General features: G+C 69.7%; 15 protein-coding genes, 1 rRNA gene, 1 pseudogene and 1 riboswitch. Of the genes and pseudogenes, 3 read left to right on the forward strand and 14 right to left on the reverse strand.

Annotation, left to right across the window (positions count from 1 at the left end; all coding sequences use genetic code 11):
• Window positions 1-33 precede the first annotated feature (33 nt).
• Both IF20_RS36475 and IF20_RS36480 read right to left on the reverse strand, forming a co-directional pair.
• The gene (locus IF20_RS36475) at window positions 34-852 is read right to left on the reverse strand and encodes a CPBP family intramembrane glutamic endopeptidase (RefSeq protein ID WP_456113443.1); all 819 of its coding nucleotides are present in this window, start codon (window positions 850-852) and stop codon (window positions 34-36) included.
• Window positions 853-1,138: 286 nt separating this feature from the next.
• Window positions 1,139-2,641 (reverse strand): glutamate-cysteine ligase family protein, encoded by a 1,503-nt coding sequence (locus IF20_RS36480; RefSeq protein ID WP_052869742.1) that lies wholly within the window; start codon window positions 2,639-2,641, stop codon window positions 1,139-1,141.
• A gap of 535 nt (window positions 2,642-3,176) precedes the next feature.
• On the opposite strand from IF20_RS36480, the gene IF20_RS36485 reads away from it, so the two are divergent.
• Both IF20_RS36485 and IF20_RS36490 read left to right on the forward strand, forming a co-directional pair.
• On the forward strand, window positions 3,177-3,761 hold the full coding sequence (locus IF20_RS36485) for a hypothetical protein (protein ID WP_052869743.1): 585 nt from the start codon (window positions 3,177-3,179) through the stop codon (window positions 3,759-3,761).
• Between the two features lie 433 nt (window positions 3,762-4,194).
• The gene (locus tag IF20_RS36490; RefSeq protein WP_030263889.1) at window positions 4,195-4,401 is read left to right on the forward strand and encodes a DUF5999 family protein; all 207 of its coding nucleotides are present in this window, start codon (window positions 4,195-4,197) and stop codon (window positions 4,399-4,401) included.
• Window positions 4,402-4,599: 198 nt separating this feature from the next.
• Here IF20_RS36490 and gcvP read toward each other — a convergent pair whose 3' ends face one another.
• Complete coding sequence (gcvP, locus tag IF20_RS36495) at window positions 4,600-7,485, reverse strand: aminomethyl-transferring glycine dehydrogenase (RefSeq protein ID WP_052869744.1); 2,886 nt, start codon at window positions 7,483-7,485, stop codon at window positions 4,600-4,602.
• 188 nt (window positions 7,486-7,673) lie between these two features.
• Window positions 7,674-7,771: riboswitch (glycine riboswitch) on the reverse strand.
• Window positions 7,772-7,884: 113 nt separating this feature from the next.
• On the opposite strand from gcvP, the gene IF20_RS38725 reads away from it, so the two are divergent.
• A complete protein-coding gene (locus tag IF20_RS38725; RefSeq protein ID WP_199896920.1) occupies window positions 7,885-8,298 on the forward strand; it encodes a PRC-barrel domain-containing protein in 414 nt (137 codons plus the stop codon).
• 371 nt (window positions 8,299-8,669) lie between these two features.
• Here IF20_RS38725 and IF20_RS36500 read toward each other — a convergent pair.
• From IF20_RS36500 to rrf, 11 genes and pseudogenes are all read right to left on the reverse strand, one after another.
• A pseudogene (locus IF20_RS36500) lies at window positions 8,670-9,932 on the reverse strand (DNA polymerase IV); the annotation flags it as partial.
• A gap of 177 nt (window positions 9,933-10,109) precedes the next feature.
• Window positions 10,110-10,727, reverse strand: coding sequence for a MerR family transcriptional regulator (locus IF20_RS36505; protein WP_110944892.1), 618 nt, complete (start codon window positions 10,725-10,727; stop codon window positions 10,110-10,112).
• A gap of 223 nt (window positions 10,728-10,950) precedes the next feature.
• Window positions 10,951-11,424, reverse strand: coding sequence for a bifunctional nuclease family protein (locus tag IF20_RS36510; RefSeq protein ID WP_030263902.1), 474 nt, complete (start codon window positions 11,422-11,424; stop codon window positions 10,951-10,953).
• 76 nt (window positions 11,425-11,500) lie between these two features.
• Window positions 11,501-12,250, reverse strand: a complete 750-nt coding sequence (ftsR, locus tag IF20_RS36515; protein ID WP_052869746.1) for a transcriptional regulator FtsR — start codon at window positions 12,248-12,250, stop codon at window positions 11,501-11,503.
• Between the two features lie 17 nt (window positions 12,251-12,267).
• Window positions 12,268-12,804: an FHA domain-containing protein gene (locus IF20_RS40795; RefSeq protein ID WP_030625302.1), complete on the reverse strand. Its 537-nt coding sequence runs from the start codon at window positions 12,802-12,804 to the stop codon at window positions 12,268-12,270.
• A 439-nt stretch (window positions 12,805-13,243) separates the two neighbouring features.
• Complete coding sequence (locus IF20_RS36525) at window positions 13,244-14,170, reverse strand: DUF881 domain-containing protein (protein WP_110944894.1); 927 nt, start codon at window positions 14,168-14,170, stop codon at window positions 13,244-13,246.
• A 749-nt stretch (window positions 14,171-14,919) separates the two neighbouring features.
• Window positions 14,920-15,252, reverse strand: a complete 333-nt coding sequence (locus IF20_RS36530) for a small basic family protein (protein WP_003984969.1) — start codon at window positions 15,250-15,252, stop codon at window positions 14,920-14,922.
• Window positions 15,249-16,166, reverse strand: a complete 918-nt coding sequence (locus IF20_RS36535) for a DUF881 domain-containing protein (RefSeq protein ID WP_052869747.1) — start codon at window positions 16,164-16,166, stop codon at window positions 15,249-15,251. The genes IF20_RS36530 and IF20_RS36535 overlap by 4 nt, the downstream gene beginning before the upstream one ends.
• 85 nt (window positions 16,167-16,251) lie before the next feature.
• Window positions 16,252-18,747, reverse strand: a complete 2,496-nt coding sequence (locus IF20_RS36540) for a mannose-1-phosphate guanyltransferase (protein WP_052869748.1) — start codon at window positions 18,745-18,747, stop codon at window positions 16,252-16,254.
• A 114-nt stretch (window positions 18,748-18,861) separates the two neighbouring features.
• Window positions 18,862-19,470 carry a CDP-alcohol phosphatidyltransferase family protein gene (locus IF20_RS36545; protein WP_052869749.1) on the reverse strand — a complete coding sequence of 203 codons (609 nt, stop codon included), beginning with the start codon at window positions 19,468-19,470 and terminating at the stop codon, window positions 18,862-18,864.
• A gap of 226 nt (window positions 19,471-19,696) precedes the next feature.
• Window positions 19,697-19,788 (reverse strand): 5S ribosomal RNA (rrf, locus tag IF20_RS36550); the annotation flags it as partial.

The raw sequence follows: 19,788 nt of genomic DNA on the forward strand, positions 1-19,788 counted from the left end.
CCGAGATCTACACCTAAGCCTTCGTCGGCAGCGTCAGATGTGTATAAGAGACAGGTCCACCCTCCCTGCCAGGAGGGCGTAGCCGGTGAATGCGACTAGGTCGATGGTGGCATGGGCGATGATGAGGGGGGTGATCCGTCCACAGCGGCGGTAGATAAGTACGAAGAGTGCGCCCATCACCACGTTGCCGATGAAGCCGCCGATGCCTTGGTACAGGTGGTACGAGCCGCGCAGGAGCGAGCTGGCGAGGAGTGCGGCCGTCGGTGACCATCCCAGCTGGCCGAGGCGGCGGAGCAGGTAGCCGAGGACGATCACCTCTTCGACGACCGAGTTCTGTACGGCGGAAGCGATCAGTACCGGGAACTTCCACCAGACGTCCGGCAGTGACTCGGGGACGACGGTGAGGTTGGCGCCGGTCGCCCGGGCGCCCAGGTAGAGCAGCAGACCGCTGCCTCCGATGCCTGCGGCCACGACGACTCCCCACCCGAGGTCGAACCCGGGGCGCCGGCGGTCGAGGCCGAGGGCGCGCAGCCCGCCGACGCGTTCCCTGAGGAGCAGGTGGGCGACGAGCACTACGGGGACCAGCGCGGTGGCGATCCCGAAGAGCTGCCAGGCGAGGTCGAGCCAGGGGCGGCCGGGCGCTTGAGAACTGTTGAGGTTCGCCGCCTGGTCCTTGAGACCGCCGGGCTTGGTGAGCGCTCCCACGAAACTGATGAGGGCGGATACCGCGCTGGCTCCGAGGGAGAGCGCCAGGACGATGAGCGTCTCGCTCCTCAGTGTCCTGCGGGAAAGGGCTCCGGACGGGCCCTCGCCGGGGAGAGATTCAGCCACGGGGTGCACTTCGGACTGCACGCCTGCCTCCAGTTCCGCGATCGCGCCTGTACGCCTCCACCGCCCCGTCGGGTTCTCGAAAGCAGGTCCCGCCAGGTTCTGGAAGGCGGGTACGGAGGTCGCACTCGACAGGCCGGGCCGAGCTGTGACCTCCACGTGGCAGCGCAGTGGAGGTCACAGCTTGCCCGAAGAACCCGAAACCGTTGGCACGGGGGGCGGGCAGCGCTCGGTGTCGCGGTCGGACCGGGCAGCCGGGTCCCGTTCCCGTCCTCCCGGCTCATCCGCTCCCCTGCCCGCCTCTACACGATTACACGACCCCCTCCAGCTCCCACTCGTGCACCGGTCGTCCCTCTTCCATCAGTTCGCTGTAGCGGCGGGTCATGGCGGCCAGGGCTTCCTGGCGGTCGAGGCCGCTCTGCAGGGCGCGGTGGTAGGCGGCGGCCTGCCAGGAGGCGCCGTTGGTGCGGCGGCGGCAGCGGGCCTCGATGACACCCAGGTAGTGGTCGCGGTCGGCGGGGGCCACGCCCCAGCCGTCGAGGCCGGCGGCGGCCATGGGCAGCAGTTCTTGGAGGACGAGGCGTGCGGCGGGGATCTGGGCGATGCCTCCGGAGCGGCCGGGGCGAGGCCATTGGAGGGCGGCGTCGATGCCGTAGCGGCAGGCGGTTTCGAAGTTCTCGGCGGCGGCGGCGAACGGCAGCCGGGTCCATACGGGCCGGGGGTCGTCGGCGAGGGCCCGTACGAGGCCGTAGTAGAAGGCGGCGTTGGCGATCACGTCGGTGACGGTGGGGCCGGCGGGCAGCACGCGGTTCTCGACGCGGAGGTGGGGCACGCCTTCGGTGACGGCGTAGACGGGGCGGTTCCAGCGGTAGACCGTGCCGTTGTGGAGGACGAGTTCGGAGAGTTCCGGTACGCCGCCCTTCTCCAGTACGGCGAGGGGGTCCTCCTCGCCGCACATGGGGAGCAGCGGGGGGAAGTAGCGGACGTTCTCCTCGAAGAGGTCGTGGGCCGATTCGATCCACCGTTCGCCGAACCAGGTGCGGGGGCGGACGCCCTGGGCCTGGAGTTCGGGCGGGCGGGTGTCGGTGGACTGCTCGAAGACGGGTGGCCGGGATTCGCGCCACAGTTCGCGGCCGAAGAGGAAGGGCGAGTTGGCACCGATGGCGATCTGTACGGCGGTGAGGGCCTGGGCGGCGTTCCATACGGCGGCGAAGCGGCCGGGGGTGACCTGGAGGTGCAGTTGTACGGAGGTGCAGGCGGCTTCGGGGGCGATGGAGGGTGAGGTGGCGGTGAGCCGCTCCACTCCTTCGATGTCGATCTCGAAGTCCTCGCCGCGGGCGGCCCGCATCTCGTCGTTGAGGAGGGTGTAGCGGTCGGCCTCCGAGAGGTTGGAGGAGACCAGGTCGTCGGCGGTGAGGGTGGGCAGGATGCCGATCATCACGATGCGCGCGGCGACTTCGCGGGCCTTGCGGTCGGCGTAGGCGAGGCCGGTGCGCAGTTCTTCGGCGAGTTGGTCCAGCACGCGTCCGGAGAGGCGGTGCGGCAGGATATTCACTTCCAGGTTGAACTGGGCGAGCTCGGTCTGGAAATCTCGGCTGGCGATGCGTTCCAGCACCTCGGAGTTCATCATCCTGGGCATGCCGTCGGCGCTGGCAAGATTCAATTCTATCTCCAGGCCCATGAGGTTCTTGGGGCGGTCGAACCGCTTCTCGGCCAGTAGCCTCTCCAATGCCTCCAGGCACTCGCTGAGCCTTCTTCGATAACGCTGCCGGTCGCCGGAATCAATTCCGCCGGCGTTGACCTTCTCCCCCATCGGAGCGTCCCTCCTGACGTGGCCGGCCCGCGGGGCGCGGGTCCGTGCGGTCGATGATGCCCGGCAATCGGTTCGATAACGCCTCGGGGGGCCGGGTGTCCCCGATAGGCTGTGCGGGTCGGACCGAATGGCACATTCCGAGGGCATAGCGCGGGGGCTCGGGTCCGGCGCATTGGCCCTGTTCCAAAGCACGATGACATCCGGCCGACCACGTCGTCGGAGTAATCCGAGGTCCGTGCGCCGACAGGGTGCATAATTGCATCGAAAACACCGTGGGAAACGGGCCGTAATGCGACTTGTCAAAAATCTCCGTCAGCGGTAGCCGAAACAAGCACTGAACACCTGTCGTATAAACTTCGTGGACGAGGCAGAGAGTTGGCGCCCAGCTAGCGGGGCATTTCCGAGGCTGAGGCACAGCGGCTGACACCCCCGCCGGGCCATGGCTCCGGTCGGCCACGCTCTGCTCCCGCCTGCTGACAGCGTCGTCCGCACGTGCCCAGCACCACCGTGTCTCCCAAGTGAGAGGCGACCCACCATGCCGCTGCATGTACCCCCTGCCCCTGCTCCCGCCCTGCGCAGCGTCCTCACCGCCCTCGGTTCTCCTACCGCCGTACGTGAGGCCCCGACCCCCGCCCTCCGTGTCCATCAGGGGCCGCTGCGTCCCGAACGTCCGCTGCCCGTCCATGTCCTCGACGACGTCTCCCGTCGCGGCACCCCGCGTACCCGCCTGACCGGCTGGCGATTCCTCATCCGTGGCGGCGAACGCGCGTTGGCCACGGCGGATGCCATGCTCACGCCGGACGGCTGGGCGTTCTCGCACTTCGGCGAGGGTCCGTACGTGTCGGCGATCGAACGGGCCCTGCAGCAGGCGGAATCGGTGCCCGCCGCGTACCAGCCACGGCTGCTGTCCGTACCGGAGCTGTACATGCTCACGCTGTGGCTGCACGAGGACGTCTCGGCGGACGGTGCCGAAGGCTGCCCGGTACCGGGGGACCTGTTGGTCCCACTGGCCCCGGCTCCGCCCGGCATCGCCGCCCACCGGCCGCACCGCGTCGCCGATCTCCTGTCCCGTCTCACGCTCCGGATCACCCCGGCGCCCCTCCTCAGCTCGCCGGCCTAGGGTCCCGGAACGCGGCGCCCCTCGAAGCGCCGTCTGCCGGGCAGGTGTCCCAGTGCCGGAGTGCGCCCCGCGGTTCTCCTCACCGCGGGGCGCATTGCTGTGCGTGGGGGTTCCGCGGGGTTCGGCGGGGGTATCGTGCGAGTGCTCGTAAGCGGGCGTGCGGCTGTCCGCAAGGGGCCCGAACACGCCATTCCGGTAGGGGACTAGCCCGGAATGACCAGGCGGAACCACCCGTAGGTGCCGTCTTGGAGGCGGCAACCGCCCGCACGGGTGATGCGTCCTTACCGAGTAAGTACGGCTGCTGCGAAATCCCTGCGGAATCAGTTCTGTAGGGCAACACTGGGAGCGAACTACCGAACGGGGGGCGGCCATGAGCATCTCATCGCGCCGCAGGAAGACGTCCACCACCACACCGCAGCGAAAGACAGCATCCATGTGCCAGCACCAGCCACCGTGTCCGTCAGCAGAGTCCGCCGACCGGGAAGCCGCGCATCTCGTGGCGCACCACCCGGAACAGGGCTGGAGCCTGTTGTGCAACGGCGTCCTCCTCTTCGAGGACACCGGTGAGCTCCTGCCGGACGGGCAGGTCATCGACCCGCACCGGCCGATGGGCACCGGGCAGGTCGTCACCGCAGCCTGACGCGGTGCGCGGGAACGGGAACGGGCAGGGCCCCCGGCGAATATCGCCGAGGGCCCTTTTGCGTGCGGGGTGAAGCGCCCTCCCCGTACCTGAGGTACGCGGTTGCGCAGGCCATCTCTGTACGCAGGGCGCAGAGGCGCACGTCGTCCCCCCATGGGGCGCCCGTGCCGTACGTACCGGACGGGCGCCGGACCGCCGTCAGCCGGCGTAGTCCTCCAAGGGCGGGCAGGAGCACACGAGGTTGCGGTCGCCGAAGGCACCGTCGATACGGCGCACCGGCGGCCAGTACTTGGCGGTGGCGTCCACGCCGGCCGGGTGGACGGCTTCCTCCCGGGAGTAGGCGTGGTTCCACTCACCGGTGAGTGAGGCCGCGGTGTGCGGGGCGTTGCGCAGCGGGTTGTCGTCCTTGTCCCACTCCCCCGTGCCGACCTTCTCGATCTCCGCGCGAATAGCGATCATCGCGTCGCAGAATCGGTCCAGTTCGTTCAGGTCCTCGCTCTCGGTCGGCTCGATCATGAGTGTGCCGGCCACGGGGAAGGACATCGTCGGGGCGTGGAAGCCGTAGTCGATCAGGCGCTTGGCGACGTCGTCGATGCTGACGCCGGTGGCCTTGGTCAACGGCCGTACGTCGATGATGCACTCGTGCGCGACGAGGCCGCCGGGGCCGGTGTAGAGCACCGGGTAGTGCGGCTCCAGGCGCTTGGCGATGTAGTTGGCGGAGAGCACCGCGACCTGGGTGGCGCGCTTGAGGCCCTCGCCGCCCATGAGGCGGACGTACGCCCAGGAGATCGGCAGGATGCCGGCCGAGCCCCATGGGGCTGCGGAGATCGGGCCGACGCCGGTCTCGGGTCCGGCGGAGGGCTGCAGCGGGTGGTTGGGGAGGTACGGCGCGAGGTGCGCGCGCACGCCGACCGGGCCGACGCCCGGGCCGCCGCCGCCGTGCGGGATGCAGAAGGTCTTGTGCAGGTTCAGGTGCGAGACGTCGCCGCCGAACTTGCCCGGCTCGGCGACGCCGACCAGCGCGTTGAGGTTGGCGCCGTCGACGTAGACCTGGCCGCCCGCGTCGTGCACGGCGGCGCAGATCTGGGTGATGTGCTCCTCGAACACGCCGTGCGTGGACGGGTAGGTGACCATCAGGACGGCCAGCTCGTCGCGGTACTGCTCGATCTTGGCATGCAGGTCGTCGGCGTCGACCTCGCCGTCCTCGCCGGTCTTGACGACGACGACCTTCATGCCGGCCATCACGGCGCTGGCGGCGTTGGTGCCGTGCGCGGAGGACGGGATGAGGCAGACGGTGCGCTGCTCGTCGCCGTTGGCGCGGTGGTACGCGCGGACGGCGAGCAGGCCGGCGAGTTCACCCTGGGAGCCGGCGTTGGGCTGGAGGGAGACCTTGTCGTAGCCGGTGACGACGGCGAGGCGCTCCTCCAGTTCCTGGATGAGGGTGAGATACCCCTGCGCCTGGTCGACCGGCGCGAAGGGGTGCAGCTGACCGAACTGCGGCCAGGTCACCGGCTCCATCTCGGTGGTCGCGTTCAGCTTCATCGTGCAGGAGCCGAGCGGGATCATGCCGCGGTCCAGCGCGTAGTCACGGTCGGCGAGGGTGCGCAGGTAGCGCAGCATCGCGGTCTCGGAGCGGTACTGGTGGAAGACCGGGTGGCCGAGGTAGTCGTCGGTGCGCAGCAGGGACTCGGGCAGCGCGTCGGCGGCGGCCGCGTCCAGCTGCTCGATGTCGCCCTGGAGCCCGAAGGCGCCGAGGACGGCGGTGAGCTGGGCGCGTCCGGTGGTCTCGTCGCAGGCGATGCCGACCAGGTCGGCGTCGACCTGGCGGAGGTTGACGCCGGCCTCGCGGGCGGCGGCGACGACCTCGGCGGCGCGGCCGGGGACGCGCGCGGTGAGGGTGTCGAAGTACGTGCCGTGCACCACTTCGACGCCGCCGGCGCGGAGGCCCTCGGCGAGGACGGTGGCGTAGCGGTGGGTGCGACGCGCGATGGCGGCCAGGCCCTCGGGGCCGTGGTAGACGGCGTACATGCCGGCCATGACGGCGAGGAGGACCTGTGCGGTGCAGATGTTGCTGGTGGCCTTTTCGCGGCGGATGTGCTGCTCGCGGGTCTGGAGGGCCAGCCGGTAGGCCTTGTTGCCGTCGGCGTCGACGGAGACGCCGACGAGACGCCCTGGGAGGCTGCGGGCGAACTTCTCGCGGACGGCCATGTAGCCGGCGTGCGGGCCGCCGAAGCCCATCGGGACGCCGAAGCGCTGGGTGGTGCCGACGGCAATGTCGGCGCCCAGCTCGCCGGGCGAGGTGAGCAGCGTCAGCGCCAGGAGGTCGGCGGCGACGGTCACGATCGCGCCAAGTTCGTGAGCTTGTTCGATGACGGCGCGGGGGTCGCGCACCGCGCCGGACGCGCCGGGGTACTGCAGCAGCACGCCGAAGACGCCGCGCTCGGCGATCTCGGCGGGGATGCCGTCGCTCAGGTCGGCGACGACGACCTCGACGCCGGTGGGCTCGGCGCGGGTCTCTATGACGGCGATGGTCTGCGGCAGACAGTCGGCGTCGACGAGGAAGACGCCCTTCTTGACCTTGCCGACGCGGCGGGAGAGGGCCATCGCCTCGGCCGCTGCGGTGCCCTCGTCCAGCAGGGAGGCGCCGGAGGTGGGCAGGCCGGTGAGGTCGGCGACCATGGTCTGGAAGTTGAGCAGCGCCTCCAGGCGGCCCTGCGAGATCTCCGGCTGGTACGGGGTGTACGCGGTGTACCAGGCGGGGTTCTCCATGACGTTGCGCAGGATGACCGGCGGCGTGAAGGTGCCGTAGTAACCCAGGCCGATCATGGAGGACAGCACGTGGTTGCGGTCCGCGAGGGCCCGCAGCTCGTCCAGGACGTCCGCTTCGGTACGGCCCTGAGGCAGGTCCAGCGCTTCCGCGCTCTTGATCACGTCGGGCACGGCGGTCGCGGTGAGTTCGTCCAGCGAGCCGAAGCCGATGTGGGCGAGCATCTTGGCCTGGGACTCCTGGTCCGGGCCGATGTGACGCTGCTCGAAGGGGGTGCCGCGTTCCAGCTCGGTCAGCGAGATGCGGTGGGTGGTCATCTGCGGGGGCCTCCTGGTCTCTGGGACCTACGAGGGGCACCACGGCGCGGGTGCCCGGACGGCCTCCCCCTCTGTCATCTCAACCTGAGAGCTTCACCGGAACGTACGCAACGCCCGGTTTTCACCGTCGGTGAGGAGGGGCTCCGGCACTGCGTTGATCCGTGGCCCACCCTGCTTTCCAGAGTGATCTCGTCCGCGCGGTACGGGTGCCTGAGAGATTCCGGGGAGGAGTTGCTCCTTCGGCGCCTCCGGCCCGGGGGACGGAGGGCTCTCCCGCACGGGGTCATCGATCGCTGACCAGCCTACCAGCGTGACTGCTCGGCATCCCTCGAGTGGCCAGGGCGGGAAATGTACCGTTTCGTAGGGTGCACAGGGCAGTTCCGGCAGGTAGGAGGAACCGTGCAGACCGATATCGATCCCCGCAGTCTGATCGGCCGCAAGGCATTCGACCGGCACGGCACCAAGATCGGCACGGTCGACGAGGTGTACCTGGACGACGCGACCGGCGAACCGGAGTGGGCGGCGATCCGCACGGGTCTCTTCAGCCGGGACGCCTTCGTGCCGCTGGAACCGAGCCGGCTGGTCGACGACGCGCTGCACGTGCCGTACGAGCAGAGACTGATCAAGGACGCGCCGGACTTCGGAGTCGGCCGGCACCTCTCCCCCGAGCAGGAACTCCAGCTCTACCACCACTACCGGCTGGATATCTCCGGCGCCGACGCGGCGCTCGCCGGCGAGGACTCCGGGGATCGCACGCCCGCCGGCTCCACCGACCGGGACTTCGGCCGCATAGCGGGCTCGCCGGAGGGCTGAACGCCGGACGGGGGCGACTCGGCGGGTATCGGCGGGGGCGACTCGGCGGATATCGGCGGGGGCGGTGAGCCGTCGCCGGCCGTCACGGGTGCTGCGCGGTCCTCGCCCGTTACGCACGCTGCGCTGTCCTCGACCGTTACGGGTGCTGCGCTGTTGCCGGTGCCCGACGGTGCCACATCGTCGGCGATCACCGAGCGGGCTTCGCCGATCTCCGGGCGCGCTGCGTCCTCGCCACCCGCCGGGTGTGCTCCGCCGTCCGCCGGCGGCGCCACCTCCCCCGCAGGCGTCGTATCCGGCCCGCCGCCCACCAGAGGCAGCGGCTCCCCCGGCGCCAGTGCCGGATCGTCCACCAGGAAGGTCTTCACGCGCCCCGGCGCGGACCAGGGCTGCTCGAACCGTACGGTGACCCGCCCCAGACCGCTTCCCTGGACCCACCCAGGGCCGTACTCGGCATGGACCACGTCCAGGCCCGGCACCCACTTCCTGGGGCGCTCAGCGGCCTCCTCAGCCCCTTCCGCCCCGCTCTCCCCGGCGGACGCGCCCGCGACCGCCTTCGCCTCCTCGGCGAGCCGGGCCTCCTCGGCCGCCCGCTCCGTAGCCACCTGGGCGAAGAGATCCTCCTGCGTGAAGTCCGCGAGGCCGCTCACGCCCACGCCGAGGAGCCGCACGCCACCCGTGGTGTCGATCAGGTCCAGCAGCCGCCCGGCCGCCTCCCGCACCACCGCGGGATCGTCCGTCGGCCCACGCTGGGTCTCGGACCTGGTCAGCGTGGAGAAATCGTAGTTGCGCACCTTCAGCACGACCGTACGGCCCGAGCGCCCGGCCGCCCGCAGCCGCTGCACGCACCGGTCCGCCAGCCGCATCACCTCGGCGCGCACCCGCGTGCGGTCGGTGAGGTCCACTTCGAAGGTGTCCTCGACGGAGATCGACTTGGCGTCCCGCTCCGCGACCACCGGGCGGTCGTCCCGCCCGAGCGCCATCGCGTACAGCCCCGCGCCGTGCGCCCGGCCCAGCAGCCGTACCAGCTCGGCCTCGCCGGCCTCGGCGGTCTCGGCGACCGTGTGGATCCCGGCCTTGCGCAGCGCCTCTGCCGTGGCGGGCCCCACGCCCGGCAGCGTCCGTACGGACATCGGGCCCAGCAGTTCGCGCTCGGTGCCCGGTTCGATCAGTACCAGGCCGTTCGGCTTGGCCTGCTCGGACGCGATCTTCGCGAGCATCTTGGCGCCCGCGAGCCCCACCGAGCCGGTGAGTCCTGTGACGGCGAGGATGTCGCGGCGCAGCTGCTCCCCCACCGCACGCGCCGAGTCGGCGTCGCCGGCGACCCCGCCGGCCTCCAGGTCGACGAACGCCTCGTCCAGGCTCAGCGGCTCCACCAGAGGCGACAGCTCGTGCAGCAGCGTCATGACCTTCTCGCTCACCTCGCGGTACACGTGGAAGCGCGGCGCGAGGTAGGCGGCGTTGGGGCAGAGCCGGCGGGCCTGGGCGGTGGGCATGGCCGAGCGGACCCCGAAGACGCGGGCTTCGTAGGAGGCGGTGGAGACGACGCCGCGCCCGCCGATGCCACCCACGACGACGGGCTTCCCGCGCAGGCTGGGCTTGGCCGCCTGCTCGGCGGCCGCGAAGAACGCATCCATGTCGAGATGCAGGATCGTCGGCGTACGTCTCACGTGATCGATGGTGCCGTACGCCACTGACAATCGACCGCTCGGCGGGCCGTGGAGCCCCTGGTGACCTGCCGGGAACCTCGTCCGACCGGACCGGTCGAGCCCGGCTTTCCGCCCTCGGCCCGTTCCGCGACGGGCCGGGCGGCGTCAGACCGCGCGGTTGCGGCGGCGGGCCAGCTCGTCGTGGGGGTTGTGGCCGACGAGGGTCTCGCCGGTGTCCACGCGCTCCCCGTGCAGCTGGGACAGCCCGGCCTCCACGTCCCGCCAGACCACTCCGACGGCGATTCCGAAGACGCCCTGCCCACCCTGGAGCAGGTCGACGACCTCGTCGGGGGAGGTGCACTCGTACACCGTCGCGCCGTCGCTCATCAGCGTCATCTGCGCCAGGTCGGACAGCTCGCGCGAGGCGAGGTGCTGCACCGCCGTGCGGATGTTCTGCAGGGAGACGCCGGTGTCCAGCAGCCGCTTGACGATCTTCAGGACGACGACGTCCCGGAAGCTGTAGAGCCGCTGGGTGCCCGAGCCGTACGCGGGCCGCACGCTGGGCTCCACCAGGCCCGTACGCGCCCAGTAGTCCAGTTGCCGGTAGGTGATGCCCGCGGCGGCACACGCCGTCGGACCTCGGTACCCGATGGTCTCGGCGCCCCTGTCCACCGGCTTCCCGGTGGCCTGCGCCGGGGCACGGTTCATCGGGGCACGGTTCGCCGCGCCAGTGTGAAGCGGCAATGCCCCTCCCGCCGCCGTACCGTCGCCGGTGATTGCCACGCCGACCTCCGTCCTCCACGTCCCGGACGGGACCTGCCTCATCGACGGTATGCAGTCACTCGGGGTGCGTCAACGATCGCCGCGCTCGCCACGCCGAGTGATAATCACCCTACGAGTGGTTTCACGTGACTTTATGCGGGGAATGTCTGGTGGGTTGCGCGCCGGGTGTGCTCTCGTGCGCCCCGCACGCCGCCTGCCGGCGGCGAATCCGCACCTGCCCGCCCTACTGACTGTTGGTGCCGAAGTCCTCGGGCGAGATCTGGTCGAGGAACTCGCGGAACTTCTCCACCTCGTCCTCCTGCTCGTCCGGGATCGCGATGCCGGCATCGTCCAGCACCCCGTCGGTCCCGTAGATCGGCGTACCCGTGCGCAGCGCCAGCGCTATGGCGTCGGACGGGCGGGCGCTGACCTCCACACCGCTGGCGAAGACCAGCTCGGCGTAGAAGACACCTTCCCGCAGGTCGGTGATGCGCACCTGGGACAGCTCCTGGCCCACCGCTTCCAGCACGTCCTTGAACAGGTCGTGCGTCAGCGGCCGCGCAGGGGCCATCCCCTGCTGGGCGAAGGCGATGGCGGTCGCCTCGCCGGGCCCGATCCAAATGGGCAGGTAGCGGTCGCCTCCCACCTCGCGCAGCAGCACGATCGGTTGGTTGGAAGGCATTTCCACCCGGACACCCACGACGTCGAGCTCGTTCACACAGCAACCCTAGGACGTGCCCGGCCGGTTTGGATAGTCGGGCACCCCCTCGCGGCGGGGACGCCCTTACCCAAGGTCACGGCAGCCGGACGTGAAGAGCGGCCTGGACCAGGGCCGCATGCAGTCGTACGGAGAGCGTGGCCAGCTCCCTGGCCGTGGCCTCCGCATGGGCCCTGGTCTGCGGGTTGCGGTGCCGCTTCAACGGCGCCACGACCTGCTCGACCAGACCCGCCTCGCGCTCCGCAGCGGCCTTCACCGCCCGCAGATGGCGCGCTTCCAGGCCGAAACGGCCCAGCTCGGCGACGAGCTTGGCGACCGTGACGGCTTCGATGTCGTACCCCCCGTCGGACGCCGGGGCGAGCAGGCCGTACGCCTCCCAGTCCGCGAGCTCGGATTCGTCCACCTCAGTGGCGGCCAGCAGCTCGTCGCGGCCGATCCGGGCGGCCGTCGGATGCTCACCGGACGGCTCCTGCGCGCCGTCCAGCAGCTCCCTGGGCGCCGCGGCGGGCGCCGGCAGCTGCACGTCCTCACCGCGCGCCACGGCGTCCAGATGCTCACGGATGACCTTCAGCGGCAGGTAGTGGTCGCGCTGCATGCGTAGCACGCCCGCCAGCCGCTCCACGTCCTCCGTGCTGAACTTGCGGTACCCGGACGGCGTGCGCTGCGGCTCGACCAGCCCCTCGGACTCCAGGAAACGGATCTTGGAGATCGTGACCTCGGGGAATTCGTCGCGCAGCAGGTTGAGCACCGTGCCGATGCTCACCAGCTCGCCATCCGCGGCGGCGGTGCCGGAGGACCCGGCACCGCCCGACGGTGTGTGGTGCATGTGCCTTCCCTGGCGGGTCAGATGCCGACGCCCCGCTGGCTCGCGTAGAAGACCAGGCGGAACTTGCCGATCTGCACCTCGTCGCCGTTGGCGAGCGGAACGGAGTCGATCCGCTCACGGTTGACGTAGGTGCCGTTCAGGCTGCCGACGTCGGTGACGGTGAAACCACCGTCCTGGCCGCGGCGGAACTCCACGTGGCTGCGGGAGACCGTCACGTCGTCCAGGAAGATGTCGCTCTGCGGATGGCGGCCCGCCGTGGTCAGGTCGCTGTCCAGCAGGAAGCGGCTGCCGGAGTTGGGGCCCCGGCGGACGACGAGGAGCGCGGAGCCGAGCGGCAGCGCGTCCACGGCGGCCTGGGCCTCGGGGGACAGCGAAGGCATCGGGGTCTGCCCCGTCGTCTCCGCGTCGTACGCCTCGATCCCCGAGATGGAGATGGTCGAGGTCGTCTCGGAGGGACGCTCGGCCTGCCCCCCGGCGCGCAGCGGCGCACCGCAATTGGAGCAGAACCGGCTCGCCTCGGCATTGCGGTGCCCGCACCTCGTACAAACCGGCAAGGCGGACCCTCCACCCGTAGCGGCTGATGGTTCCTGGAAACCTATGGGCGCGGACGCGGCAGGGTCAACAGAACCCGGCCGCTGACCACCGGAAGTACCACCGGCGGAGCCGGCCACCTCGTCACGGAAGAGCGGACGCTCCTCACTGGCCGCCGGCTCACCTGACTGCCGTGGCGCTGCGTGCCGCGCAGAGGCGTTGCCGCCGTCCTTGCGGTCACTCTTGCCGAACAGCTTTGCAAAAAAACTCACGGGCGATTCCCCTTGAACGAAACAGACCCGCCCGTGGGGCAGGACGAACCCTCGATGCACACACCGGCCGATCCGGACATCCATTCAACGTCCGTGGCCTTCACACAGTTTCCACCACGCACCACTTGTGCGGTGCGCCGACCCCCGGCTACCTCATGCCCCGTCGCAGGCCTCGCCATACGTTCCCGCCTCACTGCGACGAAGACCGCGCGTAGTCGGGCCGCTCCGCCTTGCGCAAGGCATCCACGACGATCTTCTCCTGACGGGTCACAGACACCGTGGCCTGCTCCTTCTCCAATGTCTGAACGACTCCGCCCGGGATGTTCAGGGCCGGCTCCAGGTCCTCGGGCTTGCCGATGACCTTGAAACGGAAGGGCTGGGCGACCCGCTTCCCGTCGATTTCCACGCCGCCGCGCACGTCCGAGAGGTAGGTGTTCGCCACGACTCGGACGTCGTTGACCTGAATGGCCTCCGCGCCGGCCGCACGCAGCTCCTGGATCGTGTCCAGGAGCTTGTCGGCCTCGACGGAGCGCGACGGGTCGTCGATCGTCAGCGAGATGCCGGGCCCCTCGGCCGCCACCGTACCGGCCAGCACCCCGAGCTGCTGTTCTTTTTCCACCGTCTGCTTACGGGCCTCCTCGGCCTGGTCCGAGCTGCTCTCCAACTCGGTCTTCTGGCCTTCCAACCGCCGCTGCTCGTCCTCCAGGCGCTGCGAGCGGTCGTCGAGCTCGTCAAGGATGCGCACCAGGTCCTCCTGGCGCGCTCCGCGCAGCGCACTGCTGTCACTGGTGGAACGTACCTGAATCGCGAGCCCGAGCCCGAGAATGAACAGCAGTACGGCCGCAATCAATTGAGCCCGGTTCAGCCGCGGCGGCCACAGGCCGGCCTTGAGCCGCTCCCGGCCGGTGAGCTGGGGACCGCCGTCCGGCTCCGGACGCGCCCCGGACGGCGGTCCCCCTGAAGGCGGCGGTCCTGGCGGTACGGATCCGTGGTGCCCCGCTCCGGAGGCGGCGTGGGCCGCGTGGCGATGCCCATGAGGACCTGCCGGCGCGCCTCCAGGGCGGCCGCCCTGCGGCCCTCGGGGAGCTCCACCGGGCCCCTGGCTCTCGGGAGGCATGGGAAACCGCCCGGCGGGCCCAGGGCGCCCACCGGGGCCCTGCGGCCGGCCCTGTACGGGTCCGCGTGCGGGTCCCTGCGAACGGCCGCGTACCGGCCCGTGGGCGCCGTACGGGCCGCCCTGCCCGGGTCCCTGAGGACGCCCCTGCCCCGGGCCCTGCGGTCGCCCTTGCCCAGCGCCCGGCCGCCCCTGAGGGTGGCCCTGTACGGGGCGCGGCGGGCGTCCTTGAGACGGCCCCTGCAGCGGGCCCTGAAGGCGGCCCGGCCCAGGGCGCTGCGGAGTGCCGTCATCGGCGCCGTACGTGGTGGCGCTGCCGGGTGCGGTCGGCTTGTCCTGCGCCTCCCCCGGTACGGACTCCTCAGGTGTATCCGCGGCCTCTGCCGCCTCGGAGGACTCGGGCTTCTCGGGCTTCCTGGGCGTTTCGCGGCGCTCCGGGACATCGCGCTGCTCGGCAGCGCCACGCGCCCCCGGCTGTTCGCCGCCTTCGGGGAGCACGGGACGTTTCTGCGGCCCGGTCGCCGCCTCACCGCGCTCAGACTTCGTGCCCTCGGGAGCGTCCGGCACCGCCTCTTCGTGGCCGGACGGCTCTTCACCCTTCGGGGGCACGGCATCATCCGAGGGCGCGCCACTGTCGGGTGCCGCGCCGCCCTTCGGGGACGCAGCACTCTCCGGCGTCATCCCGTCGTTGTCGTCCCCCGAAGACGCGTCGCGCTTCGGAGTCTCGTCGTGCTCGTCGGATGGCATCGGCCTCACGCCCTGAACACGTGCCGGCGAATCGCGGCGGCGTTGGAGAAGATACGGATGCCGAGCACCACGACGACGCCGGTGGAGAGTTGGGCGCCGACGCCCAGCTTGTCCCCGAGGAAGACGATGAGTGCCGCGACGACCACATTGGACAGGAAGGAGACGACGAAGACCTTGTCGTCGAAAATGCCGTCCAGCATCGCCCTCAGGCCGCCGAACACGGCGTCCAGCGCCGCGACGACAGCGATCGGCAGGTAGGGCTCGACCACCGTCGGCACCACGGGACGGACCACAAGTCCGACCACGACTCCCACGATGAGGCCCAGTACGGCGATCACGATGTGCCCTTCCCTGTATCGGTGCCGCCCGGCTGCGCGGTACCGGTCTTCGGCTGTGCGGTTCGTACGATCAAGCTCGGCGCGGGCGGCAGCGTGAGCTCGCCCTCGGTGGAAATCCGGGTACGGACGCCGTAGTTCTGCTGCAGCACATGCAGGTACTGGCCGTCGGCGCTGTCCTGAAAGGCCGTGCTGAGCCGCTGCCCGTCCCCCACCGCCAGCACCGTATACGGAGGTGCGAGCGGTTTGTTGTCGACCAGTATGGCGTCTCCCGCCGCCCTGATCGCCGAGAGGGAGGTGAGCCGCTGACCGTTCACGGAGATGGCTTCGGCGCCGGACTCCCAGAGACCGTTGACGACCCGTTGCATGTCCCGGTCGCGCACCCGCCCGGTGTCGGAGAAGCCGGAGCTCTCACGGGGGCCGCCGGTGCCGGCCTCCGCCTCCTTGGCATCGTCCACGACCAGTTTCACGCCGGGCCCGGTGACCTGCGTGGAGCCGGACAGCAGCGCCAACAGATCGGCCCGCTCACCGTCGCTCTTCTTGAGCGCTTTGCGCTGCATGTCGCCGACGTCGTCCCTGAGGGAGTCGACGTGCTGCTGCAGTTTGTCGGCCTTGTCGGTGCCTTGGTCGATCCGAGCGATGAGCTCCTCGCGCTCCTTCGCCATGGTCGGTGCTGATATCCGCGCCTGCGCGGCCCCCACCGTGACGACCACGGCGGCCAACACCAGACCGGCCGCCAGGCCCAACTTGGCCCGCAACGTGCGCGGCAGGCCACCGTCCTCCGCCGCCTTGCGGGCCGCTGCCTCGGCGTACCCGTCATCGAGGCTGTGCTCCATGACATTGGTCAGCAGCGACATGGAGGCATCGGGGCGCGGAGCGTTTCCGGGGCTGCTCCGTTCGGGGTGCTGCTGCGACATGCCGCACATCGTCGCACGTCGGCGGTGCAGTCTCCCAATGGCCCCACCGGCGCGCCGAATCGGGACGCGCCGATGGGGACCCAGGTCAGCGACCCGCGCTGTCCACGACGGACGACCATTCGTCCAGGAGCTGCTGAGCGGAGGCGTCGTCCGGGCCCTCCGCCCACAGGTGCGTGACCGCCTCGGCCGGGTCGGGCAGCACCAGAACCCAGCGCCCGTCGGCCTCCACGACCCGTACGCCGTCGGTGGTGTCCACCGAACGGTCACCGGCCGCCTCGACCACGTGCCGCATGACGAGGCCCTTGACCGCCCACGGGGTCGCCAGGTCGCGCTTGAGGACGTGGGCACGCGGGATACGCGCGTCAATCTGGCTCAGCGTGAGCTGCGTACGGGCCACCAGACCGATGAGCCGCACGAAGGCAGCCGATCCATCGAACACGCTGGCGAACTCGGGAACGATGAAGCCGCCCCGTCCGTCACCACCGAAGATGGTGTCGTCTCCCCTGCCCACCCTGGTCAGATCGTCGGGCGACGTGGTCGTCCACTCCACCTGAGTGCCGTGGTACGCCGCCACCTGCTCGGCGATACGGGTGGTGGTCACGGGCAGGGCCACCCGGCCGCTGCGCCGCTCGGCGGCCACCAGGTCCAGCATGACCAGCAGGGCGCGGTCGTCCTCGATGATCCGCCCCCGCTCGTCAACGAGGGACAGCCGCTCGCCCACCGGGTCGAAGCGCACACCGAAGGCCGCCCGCGCCGAAGCCACGATCTCGCCCAGCCGCACCAGGCCGGAACGCCGGGCGTCCTCCGTCTCCGTCGGCCGGGACTCGTCGAGACCGGGGTTGATCGTCAGGGAGTCCACCCCGAGACGACCCAACAGGCTGGGCAGCACCAGGCCCGCGCTGCCGTTCGAGGCGTCTACGACGACCTTGAGGCCGGCTTCCGCGATTCCCGTGGTGTCCACGGACCGCAGCAACGAGCCGGTGTACGAGTCGAAGACGCTGGACGGGAAATGCAGGTCACCGATCTCGCCGGGGAAGGCGCGCCGGTACTCCTGCCGGGCGTAGACGCGGTCGAGCTTGCGCTGACCGCCCTGCGAAAGGTCCGCGCCCCGCTCGTCGAAGAACATGATGTCCACGGAGTCCGGCACACCCGGCGTCGTCCGGATCATGATCCCGCCGGCGCTGCCCCTGGCGGTCTGCTGACGTGCCACCGGCAGCGGCACGTTCTCCAGGTCGCGTACGTCGATCGCGCTCGCCTGGAGCGCGGAAATCACCGCGCGCTTCAGTGCCCGGGCACCACGTGAATGGTCGCGCGCCGTGGTGACCGACGAACCCTTCTTGAGGGTCGTCGCGTACGCGCCCGCGAGCCGCACCGCCAGTTCTGGCGTGATCTCGACGTTCAGAATTCCGGAGACACCACGGGCGCCGAACAGATGCGCCTGGCCGCGGGACTCCCAGATGACCGACGTGTTGACGAACGCGCCCGCCTCGATCGTCTTGAAGGGGTAGACGCGGACGTTCCCCTGAACAATCGATTCCTCACCGACGAGGCACTCGTCACCGATGACGGCGCCGTCCTCGATGCGGGCCGCGCGCATCACATCGGTGTTCTTTCCGATGACACAGCCGCGGAGGTTGCACTGCTCGCCGATGTACACGTTGTCGTGCACCACGGCCTTGTGCAGGAACGCGCCGCTCTTCACGACGACATTCGATCCGACGACGGTGTGCTCACGCAGTTCGACGCCGGCTTCGACCTTCGCGTAGTCGCCGATGTAGAGCGGGCCGCGCAATACGGCGTCCGGGTGAACCTCGGCACCCTCCGCCACCCACACACCCGGCGACATCTCGAAGCCGTCGATATCGACGTCGACTTTTCCTTCGAGAACGTCGGCCTGAGCCTTCACATAGCTCTCGTGCGTGCCGACGTCCTCCCAGTAGCCCTCGGCCACATAGCCGTAGATGGGCTTCCCTTCCTTCATCAGCTGAGGGAAGACATCGCCGGACCAGTCCACCGGAACGTCCGGCTCCACGTAATCGAAGACCTCGGGCTCCATCACGTAGATACCCGTGTTGACGGTGTCCGAGAAAACCTGACCCCAGGTCGGCTTTTCCAGGAACCGCTCGACCTGACCGTCCTCATCGACAATCGTGATACCGAACTCGAGCGGGTTGGGAACCCTGGTCAGGCAGACGGTGACGAGGGCGCCCTTCTCCTTGTGGAAACGAATCAGGTCGGTCAGGTCGAAGTCGGTGAGCGCATCACCGGAGATGACGAGGAAAGCGTCGTCCTTGAGCGCCTCCTCGGCGTTCTTGACGCTGCCCGCGGTGCCGAGCGGCTTTTCCTCATTGGCGTAGGTGAGCTCCATCCCGAGCTCTTCGCCATCACCGAAATAGTTGCGGACCAGTGAGGCCAGGAATTGGACCGTCACTACGGTCTCACTGAGGCCATGCCGTTTCAACAGCCGCAGCACGTGCTCCATGATCGGCCTGTTCGCCACCGGAAGCAGCGGCTTGGGCATGCTCGAAGTCATGGGCCGAAGGCGCGTGCCTTCGCCGCCCGCCATCACAACGGCCTTCATGTCGGAAGCGTCCTCCTCGAAGAGATGACGATCTAGCCGACTTCGCCCGTCCAGATGGCCCACTTATCCCTGGGTGGGCACCCGGCCCTCACACATCTGCCGGTTAAGGCGAGCTCAGTCGGCCGCGGTGTCCGCCTTGATGATGCGGCGGACCTGAACCACGTAGAGGATTCCTGCCCACCAATAGAGCGTTGTACCCCATCCGGCGAACGCCCATCCGAAAATAGCAGCGAGTGTATGCAGCCAGCCACTTCCGTCACTGAGAAGCAGCAACGGGAAGGCGTACATCAGGTTGAACGTGGCCGCCTTGCCGAGGAAGTTCACCTGCGGCGGACCGTACCGATACCGGCTGAGCCACCCCACCGCCACCAGCAGCATCAGCTCGCGGGCGAGCAGCGCAATGGTCAGCCACAACGGAAGGATCTCCCGCCAGGTGAGCCCCACCAGAGTGGACAGTATGTACAGCCGATCGGCTGCCGGATCGAGTATGCGCCCCAGGCTGCTGATCTGATTCCAGCGGCGGGCCAGCTTCCCGTCCAGGTAGTCACTGACGCCGCTCAGAGCCAGGACGAGCAACGCCCAGCCGTCGGCCTTCGGACCGCCGAATTCCGGCCACAGAATCAACCACAGGAACACGGGCACGCCGACCAGGCGAGCCATGCTCAGAATGTTGGGGATGGTGAGGACGCGATCCGTCTGGATCCGCGTCTCCTGAACCTCCACCCGTGGGCCTCCTGTGGGGAACGTAGCGATGATGCCCCATGACTTTACCTGCCCGGTTCGTCCCCTCGTACCGCGGGCCCCGTATCGGACACGGGCAGGCCGGCGGACACCGTCCGGCCGTGTCCGAAAACAAACGCCGGCCGACAGGCCGGGAGCTGGCAGGTGCACACATACAAAAAGCTCCGGTCCCTGAACCAGAAGGTTCAGGGACCGGAGCTGAATAATTGTTCGGCGGCGTCCTACTCTCCCACAGGGTCCCCCCTGCAGTACCATCGGCGCTGAAAGGCTTAGCTTCCGGGTTCGAAATGTAACCGGGCG

Origin of the sequence: Streptomyces niger, from assembly GCF_000718305.1 — a bacterium.
GTDB classification, from domain to species: domain Bacteria; phylum Actinomycetota; class Actinomycetes; order Streptomycetales; family Streptomycetaceae; genus Streptomyces; species Streptomyces niger.